This window comes from Pseudomonas nicosulfuronedens (genome assembly GCF_005877905.1).
GTDB classification, from domain to species: domain Bacteria; phylum Pseudomonadota; class Gammaproteobacteria; order Pseudomonadales; family Pseudomonadaceae; genus Pseudomonas; species Pseudomonas nicosulfuronedens.
Genome location: NZ_SWDV01000028.1, coordinates 54735 through 71468, shown reverse-complemented (window position 1 = coordinate 71468; position 16734 = coordinate 54735). Strand labels below are relative to the sequence as shown.

Below are 16734 nucleotides of genomic sequence, written 5' to 3'. Positions count from 1 at the left end.
GCCGATGACCCGAATTCGATTCCCCCGCCTGTTCCTGGCCGCCCTGGCCGTGACGGTTTCCTGCGGCCTCAGCGCGGCCGAGGACGAGATGCCCGCCATCGCATTGGCCAGCGCCGAGCACGCGCCCCTGGTGGCGGTCGCCCGAGCCGGGCAACGGTTGGTGGCGGCCGGTGACCAGGGCGTGGTCGTGCTGTCGGAGGATGGCGAGCACTGGCGCCAGGCCCGCAGCGTTCCGGTCGATAGTCTGCTGACAGCGCTGAGCTTCGTCGACGAGCGCCAGGGCTGGGCGGTGGGCCATGGCGGCGTGGTGCTGCATACCGAGGATGGCGGCGAGAGCTGGTCCGTGCTGGCACGGCTGGAAAGCCGACCGGTGCTGCTCTCGGTGCTGTTCGAGAACGCGCAGCATGGCATTGCCGTGGGCGCCTACGGCTACGCTGCGCAAACCCGTGATGGCGGCAGAACCTGGCAGCCGCTGGTGGTCAGCGCCGAAGGCGATGACTTCCACCTCAACCATATCTTTGCCGGGCGCAGTGGCGGCCTCTTCATCGCGGGGGAGGCAGGCCATGCGTACCGCTCCCTCGATCACGGCGAGAGCTGGCAGGCGCTGGACACCGGGGCGAGCGGGTCACTGTGGAGTGGCGCCGGGTTGCGCGACGGGCGCTTGCTGATGGCCGGCATGAGTGGCCGGGTGCTGCTCGGTGATCGCCAGGGAGAACGCTGGCAGAGCCTGGACAGCGGCAGCCACGAGGCGATCACCGCCGTCGCTCAGCTGGCCGACGGGCGTGTCGCGCTGGTTGGCAACGGCGGCCTGCTGGCGCTTTCCGACAGCCGCCTGGAGCGCTTCAGCGCCGTCCAGCGCGAAGACCGCCTGAACCTCTCAGCCCTGGCGCCGCGCACGGACGGACACCTGCTGCTGTTCGGCCCCGCCGGGGTCATTGCCCAATGAATCCGCCGGCCTCGGGGCCGGTTTCCACCCTCCTGATCCAACGTCGAAAGTCTGGAAGCCACCATGAACGTCCTGATTGTGCATGCCCATAACGAGCCCGGCTCATTCACTGCCGCGATGAAGAACCTGGCGGTCGTCGTGCTGAGCGAGGAGGGGCACGAGGTACGGGTGTCCGACCTCTACGCCCAGCGCTTCAACCCCGTCGCCAGCGCCGCGGATTTCGGCAGCCGAGCCAACCAGGAGTACCTGGTGTACGCCCTCGAACAGCGCCACAACCTGCAGAACGCCACGCTGGCCGAGGACATCCAGGCAGAGCTGGAGAAGCTGCAATGGGCCGACCTGGTCATCTTCAGCTTCCCGATCTACTGGTTCGGCATGCCGGCCATTCTCAAGGGCTGGATCGATCGGGTGTTTGTCTCCGGCCTCTGCTACGGCGGGCGGCGCATCTATGACCGCGGCGGCCTGAAGGGCAAGCGCGCGATGCTGGCCTTCACCCTCGGCGGCCAGAGCCACATGTTCGGCAAGGGCTGCGTGCATGGCGAGATCGAAACCCTGCTGAGGCCGATCCAGCAGGGCATGCTGGCCTACGTCGGCCTCGAAGTGCTGCCGCCCTTCATCGCCTATCACGTCCCCTACATCAGCGAGACGGAGCGCTGGGACTACCTCACCTCCTATGGCGAGCACCTGCTGACCCTGGATGCACGCGAGCCGCTGGTGTTCCCCTCGCTGGATGATTTCGACACGGCTCTTCGCCCGCGGAGCGACGGCGCGCGCGGCGCCAGCGAATCCCCCGAGTGCCTGCCCTGACCCTTCACCGTCGATACTGGAGATGCACCATGCCGAGCAAAGCGTTTCTCAAGGGGTTCAGGCACGAGCTGGCCAACCGATCCTTCGCCCTCATCACGGTCCGGCGGATGGCCGGGCGCCTGGAGGGGGATGCGTGGTTCGCCTTCTGGAAAACCTACTGGGACCTGGAGGTCCTCAACGCCCGGCGCTATGAGGCGGCGGCCCTGATCTGGGGGCTGGACCCTGCACCGGGGATCGCCACCCGGCTCAAGGCCCGGCTGGTGTCCTCCGTACCGCGCTTCCTCATGCGGTCGCTGGTGGCTTACGTCCACCGGGAAACCATCGCCTACGCCGGCTGGCTGCGCGATCTGCGGAAGGTCGGACCAACCGGAGCGTCCACGTTCCTGGACTACATGGTGGAGCAGGAAGACCTGCAGATCGAGCTGATGCGCCTGGCCCTGGAAGGGCGGCATGGGGAGATAGCCGCGCGGGCCGAGGACTTCTTCCTCCGATACGGTCGGGCCGTACCCAGGGTTGGCTTTGGCGAACGTGCCGTCGCCAGCGGCAACTGAACGCTCGCCGAAGAGGCCGGTTTCCTGCTCGCTCCAGGGCAGGGGCTGTCGAAGGGACGATGGCAGGCCCCGGATAACGCAAAGACCCCGTCCCACGCGAGCGGAACGGGGTTGTCGGACACTGGCGATCAGTAATCCCAGAAACCGGCGATCCAGCGGAAGGCATCACCATCGATGGCGACGCGGCCAATCGAGGGGAAGGGCAGGTGGGTGGCGACGAACAGCTCGCCGCTGGCCGCCGCTTCGCGCAGCAGGCGCACGCGTACGTGGACCGATTCTTCCGGGTCGTGCTCGAAGCCGTTGTGCCATTCCGGGTGGTCGAAGGCCACCGGGAACAGCGCGTCGCCGGCGAAGGTCAGGCGTTCGCCGGCGGAATCGACATAGACGATGCAATGGCCGGGGGTGTGGCCACCGGTGAGCTTCGCCACCACGCCCGGTGCCACCGGGTACTCGTCTTCGAAGATGTGCAGCCGGCTTTCGTAATGCGCCATGAATTCGTTGGCAGTGCGCCGCAGGACATCCGGTACCGGCTGCGGCATTTCAGTCAGGCTGAAGTCCGGGATTTTCCAGAAGTCGACTTCGGTGGCCGTGACGTGAATGCGCACCTCAGGGCTCAGGCCGTTCTTAACGGTGTCGGTCAGCAGCCCGCCGATATGGTCCATGTGCATGTGAGTGATCACGATATCGGTGATCGACGACAGCTCGATGCCGGCATCCTTCAGGCGCTTGGGGAACTGTCCGGCGCGGGGAAAGCCGGGGAACTGGTTGCCCAGGCCGGCGTCGACCAGGATGGTCTGCTCGCCGCTGCGCACCACCAGCACGTTCAATGCCCAGTCGAACATGTCCGGGCCCAGGTACATTTCCTTGAACCACGCCGCGCGTTCTTCCGGGGTGGCGTTGGTCGACATGGTTTCGGTCGGCAGCGGCAGCACGCCGTCGCTGACCACCAGCACATCGATCTCGCCCACACGCAGCGCGTAGCGCGAAGGCACCAGCTCCTGGGCCGGGGAGCTGGCATCAGGCTGGGCGAAGGTATTCAGGTGCATGGTCATGGTGGTTCTCCTGTTGCTTTTAGGTCGAGTCCATCAGGCAGTAGCACTCCCACGGGGCGAGAGAGTGCAGGTGGGGAGATCAGGCCACGGGGATCAGCGGGTCGGCAGCGGCCAGGGCGGAGCGGCGGTCGGCGGCCGGCGGGTAGATCCAAACAGTGTTGATCTGCGTCTTGAGCTCCTTGGCCTCGGCTTTCACCAGCTTCAGCTGGCGGTCCCAGCCCTCGGTGTACACGGCGCCCCAGGCGCCCAGGTCGAGGCAGGTGACGTACTTGGGCTGGCGGTACTGGGTTGGCGCGACGCCGAGAAGGTCGGCGGCGGCGTTGTTGCCGGCGTGGCGTCCGAGGCTGATGGCGTGCTGGCAGGACATCGCGGCGAAGTTGCCGATGTCGTCGGTGGCGGCGTAGGCAACGTCGCCGGCGGCGAAGACGTTCTGCAGTCCGCGCACCTTGAGGTTGCCGTCTACGTGCAGGCGACCCTGGCCGTCGCGCTGGGCAGTCAGTTGCTCGGTCAGCGCGCTGGCGCGGAAGCCCACGGTCCAGATCACCGTTTTGCTCTCGATGTGGCGGCCGTCGGCGAGGGTGACGCCGTTGGCGTCCACGGCGGAGACCGTGGCGCCGGTGATCCATTCGATCCCCAGGCTGTCGGAGGCCTCGATAATCGATGGACGGATGCCGTCGCCCATCACCGCACCGATACGCTCTCCACGATCGACGATGACCACGCGTACGTCCTGGTCTTCACCCAGCACGGCACGCAAGCGCGCCGGCATTTCGGTGGCGGTCTCGATGCCGGTGAAACCGCCGCCAGCAATCACCACGGTGTTGCGTGCGCGGCTGGCCGGCTGGTTGCGCAGCGACATCAGGTGGCTTTCCAGGTGCGCCGCCGATTCGATCTGGTCAACGTCGAAGGCATATTCCTTCAGGCCTGGCACCGGCGGGCGGGACAGCTGGCTGCCGCTGGCCAGTACCAGGCGGTCGTAGCTCAGCTCGCCGGCGCGGCCGGTTTCGTCACGGTAGCCGACCTTGCGGGACTGCTCGTCAATGCTCTCGGCGGTGCCCTTGACGAAGCGCACGCCCACGGCTTCGAACAGTTCGGTCAGCGGAGCGAACATGCTGTGCACATCGGGTTCGTAGAAGCGCGGGCGGATGCGCAGTTCGGCCTGCGGCGCCAGCAGGGTGATTTCCACATCGTTGCGGCTGTGCATGTCCAGCAGACGGGCAGCGCTCAGTGCGCTCCACAGTCCACCGAAGCCCGCGCCAATAACCAGAAGTTGCTGTTTCATCATGTGCTCCTGACTCGAATGGATGATTTTCCTTGAAGTAACTGCTTCAAGTTCGGCGTGACGCTGACGGGGTATGGAAAACTGTGGTTCGCGTTGTTCTGTCGGCAGTCGTCCGCTGTAAATCCATGCTAGGGAGGAGAACTTCCGGATGCACTTCTACATCGGTGTGCGGGAATTACGCATGTGTGGAAGGGGACTATACGAAGGTATCGAGTGAGGCTGCGGGCAGTACTCTTTTGGGTGGTAATGCGTGGGCGCAGTAACTTGCCCGGGAATTCTGAAATTCAGAGTTTGGGCAGCAGGGCGGTCTCGATGCAGTCCAGCAACTGGTCGGCTTCGAACGGCTTGGGCAGGCAGGCGATGACGCCGGGCATTGCGGTGTTGATGCGCGGTTTTTCGCCGGGGTAGGCGGTCATGAAGATCACGGGGAGTTCCAGGCCACGGCTGCGCAACGCCTGGTAGAGTTCGACGCCGCACATGCCTGGCATCTGGATGTCGGAGATCAGGCAGCCGGCCAGTTCGGGGCCGTCGGAGTCGAGGAACTCGCGGGCACCGCCATAGGTGCGAGCCAGGTACCCGGTAGCACGCAGCAGGCCTTCCAGCGCGGTGCGCAGGGATTCGTCGTCGTCGACTACTGCAATGACAGCCTTATTGCGCATTTGCGTCTTTTGCATCCTCTGGGGCGCTCGTGGCGGCGCCTGCCGTACTTGCAAGATACGCCGTCGAACAAGTCGGAGAAGTATACCTAGGTATAGTCGGACAACACCTGAGTATGGATATTCCGGCTTGCAGTCTGATCTCGATGATAGTTGCGTCGACAAGTCTGCTGGAACAATACCCAGGTATCGGTTCAGATAACCAACGGGTGGCTGTATAGCACCCATGTACAACTGACTAGAAGGTTTCGCCTGAATAATCTGCAATCACATCGCAAGCCTGGAGAAGTGAGCGGGCCCAGCGAAAGGCTGTTCGGATGCAACTTCACCAGGCGGGCGAAACCATGAACAGAAATGACCTGCGACATGCTGACATCAACTTGCTGGTGGTCTTCGAAACCATGATGCGCGAGCGCAACGTGACCCGGGCGGGCGAACGCCTGTTCCTCTGTCAGACCACCGTGAGCAGTGCGTTGAACCGTCTGCGGACGATGTTCGACGACCCGCTGTTCATCCGCAGCGGGAGAGCGATGGAGCCCACTGCGCGGGCCGAGGAAATCCACGTGCGCCTGGGGCCAGCCCTGGAAGGCATCGCCCTGGCCCTGAGCTGCGCGCGGGAGTTCGATCCGCGCACCAGCGAAGAAACCTTCCACGTCGGGCTGTGCGACGAAGTCGAATACGCACTGCTGCCACGGCTGATGCAGCAACTGCGCGCCGAAGCGCCAAACATCACCCTGGTGGTGCGCCGGGTCGATACCTGGCAAATGCCGCAGCTGCTGGTCGCTGGGGATATTTCCCTGGGCATCGGCCAGGCGCAGGAGCTGCCGGCCAGCGCCCATTGCCGCAGCCTGCGTCCGGTGCAGCCGATGCTGCTGCGCGCGGATTCGGCGGCGGGGCCAGTGAGCCTCGATGAGTTCTGCCGGCGGCCCCATGTGGCGGTGTCCGCATTGGGCAAGGTGACCGACGATGTCGACCGCGCCTTGGCGCATCATGACCGGCAGCGCCGGGTGGTGCTGGCGGTGCCGCAGTTCAGCGCCTTGCCGGTGCTGCTGGCCGGCAGCGACATGCTCGCCATCGTGCCCGACTACGTGGCGCAGGCAATGGCGCGGGTGGAAGGCCTGCGCGCCGAATACGCGCCGCTGCCGTTGTCGAGTCCCGACCTGTCCATGGCCTGGCGCGGCACCAGCCATGCCGACCCGCGTGAGCGCTGGCTGCGCGGCTGTTTCGCCCGTCACCTGGAGCCGCAGCCGGAGCGTTCGCTGGCGCTGGCCGTGGCCTGAGCGCGGCTGCAACGCTCAGCGGGTGAAACGGCTGCGGTAGTCGCGCGGCGAGATCGACAGGTGGCGCTGGAAGGTGCTGCGCAGCCGTTCCTCGTCGGCGAAACCGCAGGCGCGGGCGATCTGCTCTATGTTGCGCGAGGAGTTTTCCAACAGGCGTTTCGCCGCTTCCAGCCGGAACAGCTCGATGGCCTTGGCCGGCGTGCGCCCGGTGCGTTCCTTGTACACGCGGGAGAAGTTGCGCAGGCTCATCTTCGCCTGCTCGGCCAGGCGTTCCACGGTGAGCTCTGCATCGCCCAGATTCTCCGCCAGCCACAGGTGCAGTTCGTCGAAGGCCGGGCTGTCCTGGGTCTGCAATTGCAGCAGGGTGCTGTACTGCGCCTGCCCGCCAGGGCGCTTGAGGTAGACCACCAGCTCCCGCGCCGCCTGCATGCTGACTTCACGGCCGCAGTCGGCTTCCACCAGCGCCAGTGCGAGGTCGATGCCGGCGGTGACGCCCGCCGAGGTCCAGACCGCTCCCTGCTGGATGAAGATCGCGTCGGCGTCTACTTCCAGGGCCGGGAAGCACTGTTGCAGGGTGTCGCACATGGCCCAGTGGGTCGCGGCTCGGCAGCCGTCGAGCAAGCCAGCCTTGGCCAGCAGGAAGGCGCCGCTGCACACCGATGCAACCCGGCGCACTCTGGGCGCCGCGTGGTTCAGCCAGGCCGCCAGTTCACCGTGACTGTCGAGGGTTTCGCAGATGTCCGGGGCGCCGGGGACAACCAGAGTGTCGACTTCGGCGAGGTCGAGTTCAGCCAGGCCGCTGGTGTCCACCGATAATCCTTCGACGGTGCTCACCAGGCCGCCGCACAGGCTTGCCGTCAGCAGTCGGTAGCCTGGCAGGCCGCGTTGTACCAGGGCCTTGCTGGCGGCCCAGAACACAGTCTGGGCACCGCTCAGGTCGAGCAGGCCCATCCGCGGGTAGGCGACGAAGGCGACGGTGATCGGCATCGTCGCCGGGAGCGGGATAGGAGGAGTAAAGGCGCTTGCCATCGGGGTTCTGCCTGTTCGGGTGGCCGGGTGGAAGAAAGACAGTGGCCGGGCGCTTCAAGGGCCACAGGTGTGGCCGATATTCAGGGTTTTCTGGCCTGGCGGCGCTTCGCTTCGCCAGGCTAGCCTTGCTCGCAGCAGCGGTGTGGTGCGCGCCATGGACGAATCCGCAGGCATCGCCCCGGCCCCCATGACCATTGGGCTGGCATTTTGCCGCGAGCCCCATCATGGACTAGATTTTTTGACCTGCACACCGCGAGTGTCGCGGTCCCGAAAGGAGGCAAGATGAGCTCGTCGTCGCATTTCAATCCGCCGCAAGGCCCGAAGGAGCCGGTGGTCTATGTGGTCGATGACGACGAGTCCATGCGCCTCGCCCTCGATGGCTTGCTGCGCTCCATCGGCCTGCAGGTGCAGACCTTCGATTCCACCCAGGCCTTTCTGTCTTTTGTCCGGCATGAAGTGCCCAGTTGCCTGGTTCTCGACGTGCGCCTGCGCGGCGAGAGCGGCCTGGCCTTCCAGGAGCAGATGGAGAAGAGCGGGGTGCGCATGCCCATCGTGTTCATGACCGGCCACGGCGATATCGCCATGACGGTCAAGGCCATGAAGGCCGGTGCGGTGGACTTCCTGGCCAAGCCCTTCCGCGACCAGGACATGCTGGACGCGGTAGCCAGCGCCTTGGTCCGAGACGGCGAGCGCTTGCAGGCCGAACAGTCCGTTGCGGCGTTGCGCCAGGCGTTCGAGGCACTGACTCTGCGCGAGCGTGAAGTGCTGCGCTTCGTCGTGGCGGGATTGATGAACAAGCAGATCGCCGCCGAGCTCAATCTCAGCGAAGTGACCGTGAAGGTTCACCGCGGCCAGGTGATGAAGAAGCTGGCCGCGCGCTCCGTCGCCGATCTGGTGCGTATGGCCGAGGCGTTGGGCGTCGAGCCGTTACAGCGGACGACCTGAACCGATTGCAAGACCGTCGCTGACCGCCACTCGGGGGCAGCAGAAACCCCTGAGAGGTTGCCGAGCCGATGGCCAGCAAACAGAAGATCCTGTGGGACGACGGCGAGCGGGTGTTCTGCCGCGCCCGCCCATCCGGTGATGGCGGTGCCAGCGTGCTGCTGGTGCGCCCGGCCGCCGAACATCCCTTGCCTGCCACGCTGGATCGGCTGGCCCACGAGTACAGCCTGCGTGACGAACTGCACAGCGCCTGGGCGCTGCGCCCGCAGGCGCTGCATCGCGAAGGCGGCAAGACCCGCCTGCTGCTAGACGACCCCGGCGGCGAGCCGCTGTCAGGCTTGCTGCGCCAGGCCCTGGACATTGGAACCTGTCTGCGCCTGGCCGTGGACATCGCCGTGGCGCTGCGCCACCTGCACCAGCGCGGCCTGGTGCACAAGGACCTCAAGCCCAACCACATCCAGGTCAACTGCACCGATGGCCAGGCGCGCCTGACCGGCTTCGGCCTGGCCTCGAAGTTGCCGCGCGAGCGCCAGGCGCCCGAACCGCCGGAGACCATTGCCGGCACGCTGGCCTACATGGCGCCGGAACAGACCGGGCGGATGAACCGCTCCATCGACTCGCGCAGCGACCTTTATGCCTTTGGCGTGGTCCTCTACCAGATGCTCACGGGAGCGCTGCCGTTCACCGCCAGCGACCCGATGGAATGGGTGCACTGCCACATCGCACGCAAGCCCCTGCCGCCCGGCGAACGGGTTGCTGGCGTGCCACCGATGCTCTCGCTGATCGTTCTCAAGCTGCTCGCCAAGACCGCCGAGGAGCGTTACCAGAGTGCTGCCGGCGTCGAGCACGACCTGCGTCGCTGTCTGGACGACTGGCAGCGGGAAGGGCGCATCGAAGCCTTCACGCTGGACGAACAGGGCACACCGGATCGCCTGCTGGTCCCCGAGAAGCTCTACGGCCGCGAACATGAGGTCGAGGTGCTGGTCGAGGCCTTCGCGCGCATCGTCGCCAGCAGCACACCCGAATTGGTGCTGGTGTCAGGCTATTCCGGGATCGGCAAGTCCTCGGTGGTCAACGAGTTGCACAAGGTGCTGGTGCCGCCGCGCGGATTGTTCGCTTCCGGCAAGTTCGACCAGTACAAGCGCGACATTCCCTACTCGACGCTGGTGCAGGCCTTCCAGGGGCTGGTGCGCACGCTGCTGGGCAAGAGCGGCGACGTGCTGGAGGGCTGGCGCAGTGCACTGCTGGAGGCGCTGGAGCCCAACGCCCGGTTGATTACCGATCTGATTCCCGAGCTGCGGCTGATCATCGGCGATCAGCCACCGGTGCCGGAACTGGAGCCGCAGCAGGCTCAGCGTCGCTTCCTGCTGGTGTTCCGCCGCTTCATCGGGGTGTTCGCCCGCGCCGACCACCCGCTGGCGCTGTTCCTCGACGACCTGCAATGGCTGGATGCGGCGACCCTCGACCTGCTGGAAGACCTGCTCACCCATTCGGAGCTGCGCCACCTGATGCTGGTGGGCGCCTACCGCGACAACGAGGTGGATGCCACTCATCCGCTGACGCGCAAGCTCCAAGCTATCCGCCAGGCCGGCGTGCGCATCGACGAGATCCGCCTGGCGCCGCTCGCGCGCGCGCACATCGAGCAGTTGATCGCTGAGGCCCTCCGCTGTCCGCCGCCGAGCATCGTGGCGCTGGCCCGACTGGTGCAGGACAAGACCGCCGGCAACCCGTTCTTCGTCATCCAGTTCCTCCAGGCGCTGGCCGAGGAAGAGTTGCTGACCTACGACCACGACGCCCGGCGCTGGCGCTGGGAGCCGGAGCGCATCCACGCCAAGGGCTTCACCGACAATGTCGTCGACCTCATGGTCGGCAAGCTTGCGCGCCTGCCGCTGGAAACCCGCGAGGCCCTGCAGCAGTTGGCCTGCCTGGGCAACATGGCTCAGATCGATACCTTGGCGACCGTGCTCGACCTGCCGTCGGCCAAGGTCCACTCGATACTCTGGTCGGCGGTGCGCCAGGAACTGGTGGAGCGCGTGGAGGGCGCCTGCGCGTTTGCCCACGACCGCATTCACGAGGCAGCGTATTCACTGATCGCTGAAACCGCCCGTGCCGAGGCGCACCTGCGCATTGGCCGCCTGCTGGCCGAGCAGACGCCTGCGGAGCGGCGCGAAGAGGCCATCTTCGAGATCGTCGGCCAGCTCAATCGCGGCGCCAGGCTGATCGAGGCCCGCGCCGAGCGTGAACAACTGGCCGAATACAACCTGCTGGCTGGGCAACGCGCCAAGGCTTCCAGTGCCTATGGCTCGGCGCTGGCCTACCTGGGTACCGGGGCGGAGCTGCTCGACGGTGATTGCTGGGAGCGCCGCCACGACCTGTGCTTCGCCCTGGAGCTCAATCGTGCCGAGTGTGAATTCCTTACTGGCCAGCTGGCGCTGGCTGACGAGCGCCTGACCGCGCTGACGCCACGCGCTGCCACCACGGTGGAGCAGGCGGCGGTGGCCTGCCTGCAGATGGACGTGTGCCTGTTGCAGGACCACAGCGACAGGGCCGTCGCCGTGTGCCTGGCGTACCTGCAGGCGGTCGGCATCCACTGGTCGGCACACCCGGGCGACAAGCAGGTGCGCGAGGAATACCAGCAGATCTGGACGCAACTGGGCGAGCGCAGTATCGAACAACTGATCGACCTGCCGCTGATGGAGGATGCCGCCTCCCTGGCGACCCTCGATGCCCTCGGCAAACTGTTCGCTCCGGCCCTGCAGAGCGACGCCAACCTGGCCTGCCTGACCATCTGCAAGGCCGTCAGCCTGAGCCTGGAGCGGGGCAACTGCGACGCCTCCTGCATGCTCTACGCGAATGTCGGGCGGATCGCTGGCCGCCGTTTCGGTGATTTCGAGGCCGGCTACCGCTTTGGTCGCCTGGGCTGCGAGCTGGTCGACCGGCGCGGCCTGAATCGCCATGAAGCGCGAACCTATCTGTGCTTCTCGATGTTCGTGGCGCGCTGGATGCGCCCGGTAGGCGAGTGTCGGGAGCTACTGCGCCGTGCTTTCGTCGCGGCCAACCGCGTCGGCGACCTGGCTTACGCCGCCTATGCCGGCAACGGCCACATCTCCGATGTGCTGTTCCTCGGCGAGCCGCTGGCGCAGGTCCATGAAGAGGCGGAGCAGGGACTGGCTTATGCGCAGAAGGTGCGCTTCGGCCTGGTGGTGGATTTCATCAGCACGCAGCTGGCGCTGATCCGTACGCTTCGCGGGCAGACCTCGACCTTTGGCTGTTTCGACGACCCGCAGTTCGACGAGGCGCGTTTCGAAGCGCACTTGGAGAGCACGCCGGGCCTGGCGCTGGCAGCGGCCAAGTACTGGACGCGCAAGCTGCAGGCGCGCTGCATGGCGGGGGACTGCGCCGTGGCCATGGACTGCGTGGGGCGGGCGAAGGCGCTGCTGTGGGTGGTGGAGTCCTTCACCGAGGAGGCCGAGTTTCACTTCCACGCGGCGTTGACCCTGGCCGCCAGCTTCGATGCCATTGAGGCCGGCGAGCGGCCCGGCCTTTTGCAGCAGCTGACTGGCCATCACGTGCAGTTGCAGGTGTGGGCGCAGCAGTGCGCCGAATCCTTCGCCTGCCGCGTGGCACTGGTGGGCGCGGAAATCGCCCGCGTCGAAGGGCAGCTGGTTGACGCCGAGCTGCTCTATGAAGAGGCCATCCGCCAAGCGCAGGGCAACGGCTTCGTGCAGATCGAGGCGCTGGCCAACGAGCTGGCGGGGCGCTTCTACGGCGCACGCGGGCTGACCAGGATCGCCCGCGTCTATCTGCAGGACGCGCGTTACGGCTATCTGCGCTGGGGCGCCGACGGCAAGGTGCGTCAACTGGAGGGACGCTATCGCTACCTGCGCAACGAGGAGCCCGCGCCTGGCCCGACCTCGACCATCGCCACCCCGGTGGAACACCTGGATCTGGCCACCGTGCTCAAGGTGTCTCAGGCCGCCTCCGGGGAAATCGTTCTGGAGAAGCTGATCGACATGGTGATGCGCACCGCCATCGAACAGGCCGGCGCCGAACGCGGCGTGCTGGTCCTCGCCGAAACGGGGGAGCCGCGCATCGCGGCGCTGGCGACTGTCGGCGATGGGGCGATGCTGTTGTGCAACGAACCGATCAGCGCGGTCGCGCTGGCTGAAACGGTGCTCTACCAGGTGCTGCGCACCGGCGAGAGTCTGTGCCTGGAAGACGCCATGGTCGATCCGGGATTCACCACCGACCCCTATGTCCGCCAGCACGGCGTGCGTTCGATCCTCTGCATGCCACTGATGAACCAGGCCAGGCTCACCGGCGCGCTGTACCTGGAGAACAACCTTTCGGCCGGCGTGTTCAGCCCGGCGCGGATCGCCGTGCTGCGGCTGCTGGCCTTACAGGCGGCGATCTCCCTGGAGAACGCGCGTCTGTACCGCGATGCGGCGGAGCGCGAAGCGAAGATCCGTCGGCTGGTGGACGCCAACATCATCGGCATCATCGTCTGGAGTGCCGGCGGCGAGATAGCCGAAGCCAACGACGCCTTCCTGCGCATGGTCGGCTACGAGCGCGACGACCTGCTGTCCGGCCGCGTGCGCTGGCACGACATGACCCCACCCGAATCGTTGGCACTGAGCCAGGCGCATCTGGCCACGGCCATTCGGACCGGGCATGCGCACCCCTTCGAGAAGGAGTACATCCGCAAGGATGGCAGCCGCGTGCCGGTGATCGTCGGCCTGGCGGCTTTCGAGGCCAACCAGCAGGAGGGCGTGGCCTTCGTGCTCGATCTCACCGAGCGCAAGCGGGCCGAGGAGCGCGTGCGCGAGGGCGAGCGCCGCTATCGCGAGGTGCAGACGGAACTGGCCCACGCCAACCGCGTGGCGACCATGGGGCAACTGGCGGCGTCCATCGCCCACGAGGTGAACCAGCCGATTGCCGCCACCGTTACCAATGCCAATGCCGCCTTGCGCTGGCTGGGTGCGCAGCCGCCGGAGCTGGGTGAGGTCAGCCAGGTGCTGGGACGCATCATCAAGGACGCCAATCGAGCGGCCGAGGTGCTGGGGCGCATCCGCCAGCTGATCCGCAAGACCCCGCCGCAGAGGCAGCCCGTGGACGTCAGCGCGGCGCTGCGCGAGATGGTCGAGTTCACCCGGGGCGAGGCAGCCAAGTGCGGCGCGGTGGTGCGTGTCGAACTCGCCGACGGCCTGCCGGAAGTGGAGGGCGACCGGGTCGAGTTACAGCAGGTGATGCTCAACCTGATCGTCAATGCCCTGGAAGCCATGGGCGGTGAGCCTGCCGGCGAGCGCCAACTGCTGGTCAGCTCCGAGTTCGACGAGGAAGGCGTGCGGGTAAGGGTACGCGACAGCGGGCCAGGCTTCGCCCAGAGCAATGCGGACCTGCTCTTCGCCCCGTTCTACACCACCAAGGCCACCGGCATGGGCATGGGCCTGTCGATCTGCCGCTCGATCATCGACAGCCATGGCGGCCGTCTCTGGGCCAGCGTCAACCAGCCTCGCGGCGCGGTGGTGCAGTTCACCCTGCCGGCGCATCCCGCGAAAGGCGCCTGAAAAAGCCGGAGGGGCTTGACCTTGACACTAGCGTCAAGCCCCCAGAGTTCTCCCATCGGAGGTAGACATGCAAATCGGAGAGCTGGCCTCGCGGGCCGGCGTCAGTACACGTGCGCTGCGCCATTACGAGTCGCGGCAGTTGATCGAGTCGTCGCGGCTGGACAATGGCTATCGCGACTACGCGCTAGCCATGGTGCAGCGCGTGCTGTGGGTTCGCGAGCTGCTCGAGTGCGGCTTCAGCACCCGGCAGATCCACGGCCTGTTGCAGTACCTGGAGGAGGATGAAGACAGCGAAGGCTTCCTCGCCTGCCTGCAGCAGCACCTGGAAAAGCTGGTCGCGCTGGACGCACTCCAGGCGCAACTGGCCGAGCGCCGCGAGCGCCTGGCGGAGAAGGTCGAACGCTATCTGCCCCTGCACGAGAGCCTGGCACGCGCCCCCGATTTCCGACCTCCCGAACGAGCTCATGCACAAACCACGTTGGAGAGATGATGGGAAAGCTAAGCAACAAGGTTGCCCTGGTCACGGGCGGCAACAGCGGTATCGGATTGGCCACCGCACAACGATTCGCCCTGGAAGGCGCCGAAGTGGTCATCACCGGACGCCGCCGGGATGCGCTGGAGGAGGCGGTCGGCCTCATCGGTGAAAGCGCCGTTGGTATCTGCGCGGACGCCAGCCGGCTGGCGGATCTGGACGCGCTGTATCAGGAGGTGGGCGAGCGCTTCGGTCGCCTCGACGTGTTGGTCGCCAATGCCGGCATCATTCGCCCGGCTCCGGGGGATCGGGTTGACGAACAGCAGTTCGACGAGCAGTTCGACATCAACGTCAAGGGCGTCTTCTACACCATCCAGAAAGCGTTGCCGCTGCTGCGTGACGGCGGGTCCATCGTGCTGGTGTCGTCCATCGCCCACCTGAAGGCACTGGAAGCCCACGTGGTCTATGCGGCGACCAAGGCGGCGGTGCGCTCCTTCGCCCGCAGCTGGGCGGGGGAACTCAAGGGGCGCAACATCCGCGTCAACTGCCTGAGTCCCGGTCCGGTGCTGACCCCGATCATCGGCAAGATGGGGATCGGCGAGGCGCAGTTCGGCGCGTTCGAAAAGCAGCTGGCGGGGTTGATTCCGCTGGGCCGTCTTGGCCGGCCGGAAGAGTTGGCGAACGCGGCGCTGTTCCTCGCATCCGACGACAGCAGTTTCATCACCGGCGTCGACCTGTGTGTCGATGGCGGTTTGTCGCAGCTCTGAACCGCAAAAGGCCCGGTGCGAACGCGCCGGGCCTTTTGCGTTATGCCGCCGTCAGCTTTTGATGAAGGCCAGCAGGTCCGCGTTGATGGTGTCGGCGTGGGTGGTGCACATGCCGTGGGGCAGGCCGGGGTAGGTCTTCAGGGTGCCGTGCCGCAACAGCTTGATCGAGAGCCGCGCGGAGTCGTCGATGGGGACGATCTGGTCGTCCTCCCCGTGCAGCACCAGGGTCGGCACCGCGATCTGCTTCAGATCCTCCGTGAAGTCGGTTTCCGAGAAGGCTGCAATGCAGTCGTAATGAGCCTTGGCGCCGCCATTCATGCCCTGGCGCCACCAATTGTCGATCACCGCTTCGGAGACCTTCGCACCCGGCCGATTGAAGCCGTAGAAGGGGCCTGCCGCCACGTCGCGGTAGAAGTTCGAGCGACTGGCGGCGAGTGCCTCGCGGAAGCCATCGAAGACCTTCAGCGGCAGTCCGCCGGGGTTCTTCTCGGATTGCAGCATGATCGGCGGTACAGCGCCGATCAGCACGGCCTTGGCAACGCGGCCGGCACCATGGCGCGCGACGTAGCGGGCGACCTCGCCACCACCGGTGGAGTGGCCGATGTGCACGGCATTTTTCAGGTCCAGGTACGCCGCCAGTTCCGCCAGGTCGGCGGCGTAGGTATCCATGTCATTACCTTGCGCCGTCTGTGTGGAGCGGCCATGGCCACGGCGGTCATGGGCGATCACGCGGTAGCCCCTGGCGAGGAAGAACAGCATCTGATTGTCCCAGTCGTCCCCCGAGAGCGGCCAGCCGTGGTGGAACACGATGGGCTGCCCGCTGCCCCAATCCTTGTAGAACAGTTGGGCGCCGTCGCGCAGGGTGAGATAGCCCGACCCTTGCTCCTTGCGGCGCGCCCCCGTTGCGCCGGGTGCCTGGGCGGCGCTCGCCTGGCCCGCCAGCAGGGGGACGGCCACCGCCAGGGTGGCAGCGGCTACGCCAGCGCTCATCAGGGCGCGGCGGGTGGTTCCTTGGGTCTCGTCGGTCATGGTGAAAGCTCTCGTCAGGGGGCCGCTCGCGCGGCGAATGGGAGGCCGGCTCGGTCTGGGTTCGTAGCGACGTTGCTATCGTTGTGCAGGCCGGATTGCCGGTAGGAAAACCCTATTCGCTGGCCGGGGACTCTCACCATCGTCCATGGGTATCGCGCCACCATACTTAGGTTTCGCGGGGCTACACCGGGGCGTGCCTGTGCCGCTGTGAACGGCCCTGCCACGGGGCGGTGGATGGCGCTAAACCCGGGAGCCAATCGTGGTCGAAATTCCCTCGCATGACAGCGAGGCAGGGCAGCGGGTCCACAACGGCCGGCCATTTTTTTCATTGACCGCGAAGATATTTTTACTAAT

13 protein-coding genes are annotated in these 16734 nt (G+C 66.2%); 8 read left to right on the top strand and 5 right to left on the bottom strand.

The genetic code is table 11. The features are described 5' to 3' along the window. Positions 1-4 precede the first annotated feature (4 nt). The 3 genes from FAS41_RS20505 to FAS41_RS20495 all read left to right on the top strand — a co-directional run bounded on the left by FAS41_RS20505 (position 5) and on the right by FAS41_RS20495 (position 2304). Entirely contained in the window at positions 5-946 is a 942-nt protein-coding gene (locus FAS41_RS20505) for a WD40/YVTN/BNR-like repeat-containing protein (protein WP_138525281.1), read from the top strand. Between the two features lie 63 nt (positions 947-1009). Continuing rightward, positions 1010-1753, top strand: a complete 744-nt coding sequence (locus FAS41_RS20500; protein ID WP_138525280.1) for an NAD(P)H-dependent oxidoreductase — start codon at positions 1010-1012, stop codon at positions 1751-1753. Between the two features lie 29 nt (positions 1754-1782). Next, positions 1783-2304: a hypothetical protein gene (locus FAS41_RS20495; RefSeq protein WP_138525279.1), complete on the top strand. Its 522-nt coding sequence runs from the start codon at positions 1783-1785 to the stop codon at positions 2302-2304. Positions 2305-2432: 128 nt separating this feature from the next. Here the strand turns inward: FAS41_RS20495 and FAS41_RS20490 are convergent, their stop codons facing one another. The 3 genes from FAS41_RS20490 to FAS41_RS20480 all read right to left on the bottom strand — a co-directional run bounded on the left by FAS41_RS20490 (position 2433) and on the right by FAS41_RS20480 (position 5297). Next, on the bottom strand, positions 2433-3356 hold the full coding sequence (locus FAS41_RS20490) for an MBL fold metallo-hydrolase (protein WP_138525278.1): 924 nt from the start codon (positions 3354-3356) through the stop codon (positions 2433-2435). 79 nt (positions 3357-3435) lie between these two features. After that, positions 3436-4638, bottom strand: coding sequence for an NAD(P)/FAD-dependent oxidoreductase (locus FAS41_RS20485; RefSeq protein WP_138525277.1), 1203 nt, complete (start codon positions 4636-4638; stop codon positions 3436-3438). 284 nt (positions 4639-4922) lie between these two features. After that, positions 4923-5297, bottom strand: coding sequence for a response regulator transcription factor (locus tag FAS41_RS20480; RefSeq protein WP_138525276.1), 375 nt, complete (start codon positions 5295-5297; stop codon positions 4923-4925). 341 nt (positions 5298-5638) lie between these two features. Here FAS41_RS20480 and FAS41_RS20475 point away from each other — a divergent pair, with 341 nt between their 5' ends. Then, complete coding sequence (locus FAS41_RS20475; RefSeq protein WP_138525275.1) at positions 5639-6574, top strand: LysR family transcriptional regulator; 936 nt, start codon at positions 5639-5641, stop codon at positions 6572-6574. Positions 6575-6589: 15 nt separating this feature from the next. On the opposite strand, the gene FAS41_RS20470 is transcribed toward FAS41_RS20475, so the two are convergent. Continuing rightward, positions 6590-7561, bottom strand: coding sequence for a GlxA family transcriptional regulator (locus tag FAS41_RS20470; RefSeq protein WP_138525274.1), 972 nt, complete (start codon positions 7559-7561; stop codon positions 6590-6592). A 324-nt stretch (positions 7562-7885) separates the two neighbouring features. Between FAS41_RS20470 and FAS41_RS20465 the strand changes: the two genes are divergently transcribed. The 4 genes from FAS41_RS20465 to FAS41_RS20450 all read left to right on the top strand — a co-directional run bounded on the left by FAS41_RS20465 (position 7886) and on the right by FAS41_RS20450 (position 15351). Further along, on the top strand, positions 7886-8548 hold the full coding sequence (locus FAS41_RS20465) for a response regulator transcription factor (RefSeq protein WP_138525273.1): 663 nt from the start codon (positions 7886-7888) through the stop codon (positions 8546-8548). A gap of 68 nt (positions 8549-8616) precedes the next feature. Then, the gene (locus FAS41_RS20460; RefSeq protein WP_138525272.1) at positions 8617-14112 is read left to right on the top strand and encodes a trifunctional serine/threonine-protein kinase/ATP-binding protein/sensor histidine kinase; all 5496 of its coding nucleotides are present in this window, start codon (positions 8617-8619) and stop codon (positions 14110-14112) included. Positions 14113-14179: 67 nt separating this feature from the next. Then, positions 14180-14602, top strand: a complete 423-nt coding sequence (locus FAS41_RS20455) for a MerR family transcriptional regulator (RefSeq protein WP_138525271.1) — start codon at positions 14180-14182, stop codon at positions 14600-14602. Further along, positions 14602-15351, top strand: a complete 750-nt coding sequence (locus FAS41_RS20450; protein ID WP_138525270.1) for an SDR family NAD(P)-dependent oxidoreductase — start codon at positions 14602-14604, stop codon at positions 15349-15351. The genes FAS41_RS20455 and FAS41_RS20450 overlap by 1 nt, the downstream gene beginning before the upstream one ends. A gap of 51 nt (positions 15352-15402) precedes the next feature. Here FAS41_RS20450 and FAS41_RS20445 read toward each other — a convergent pair whose 3' ends face one another. Next, positions 15403-16380, bottom strand: a complete 978-nt coding sequence (locus tag FAS41_RS20445) for an alpha/beta fold hydrolase (RefSeq protein WP_138525269.1) — start codon at positions 16378-16380, stop codon at positions 15403-15405. Positions 16381-16734 lie beyond the last annotated feature (354 nt).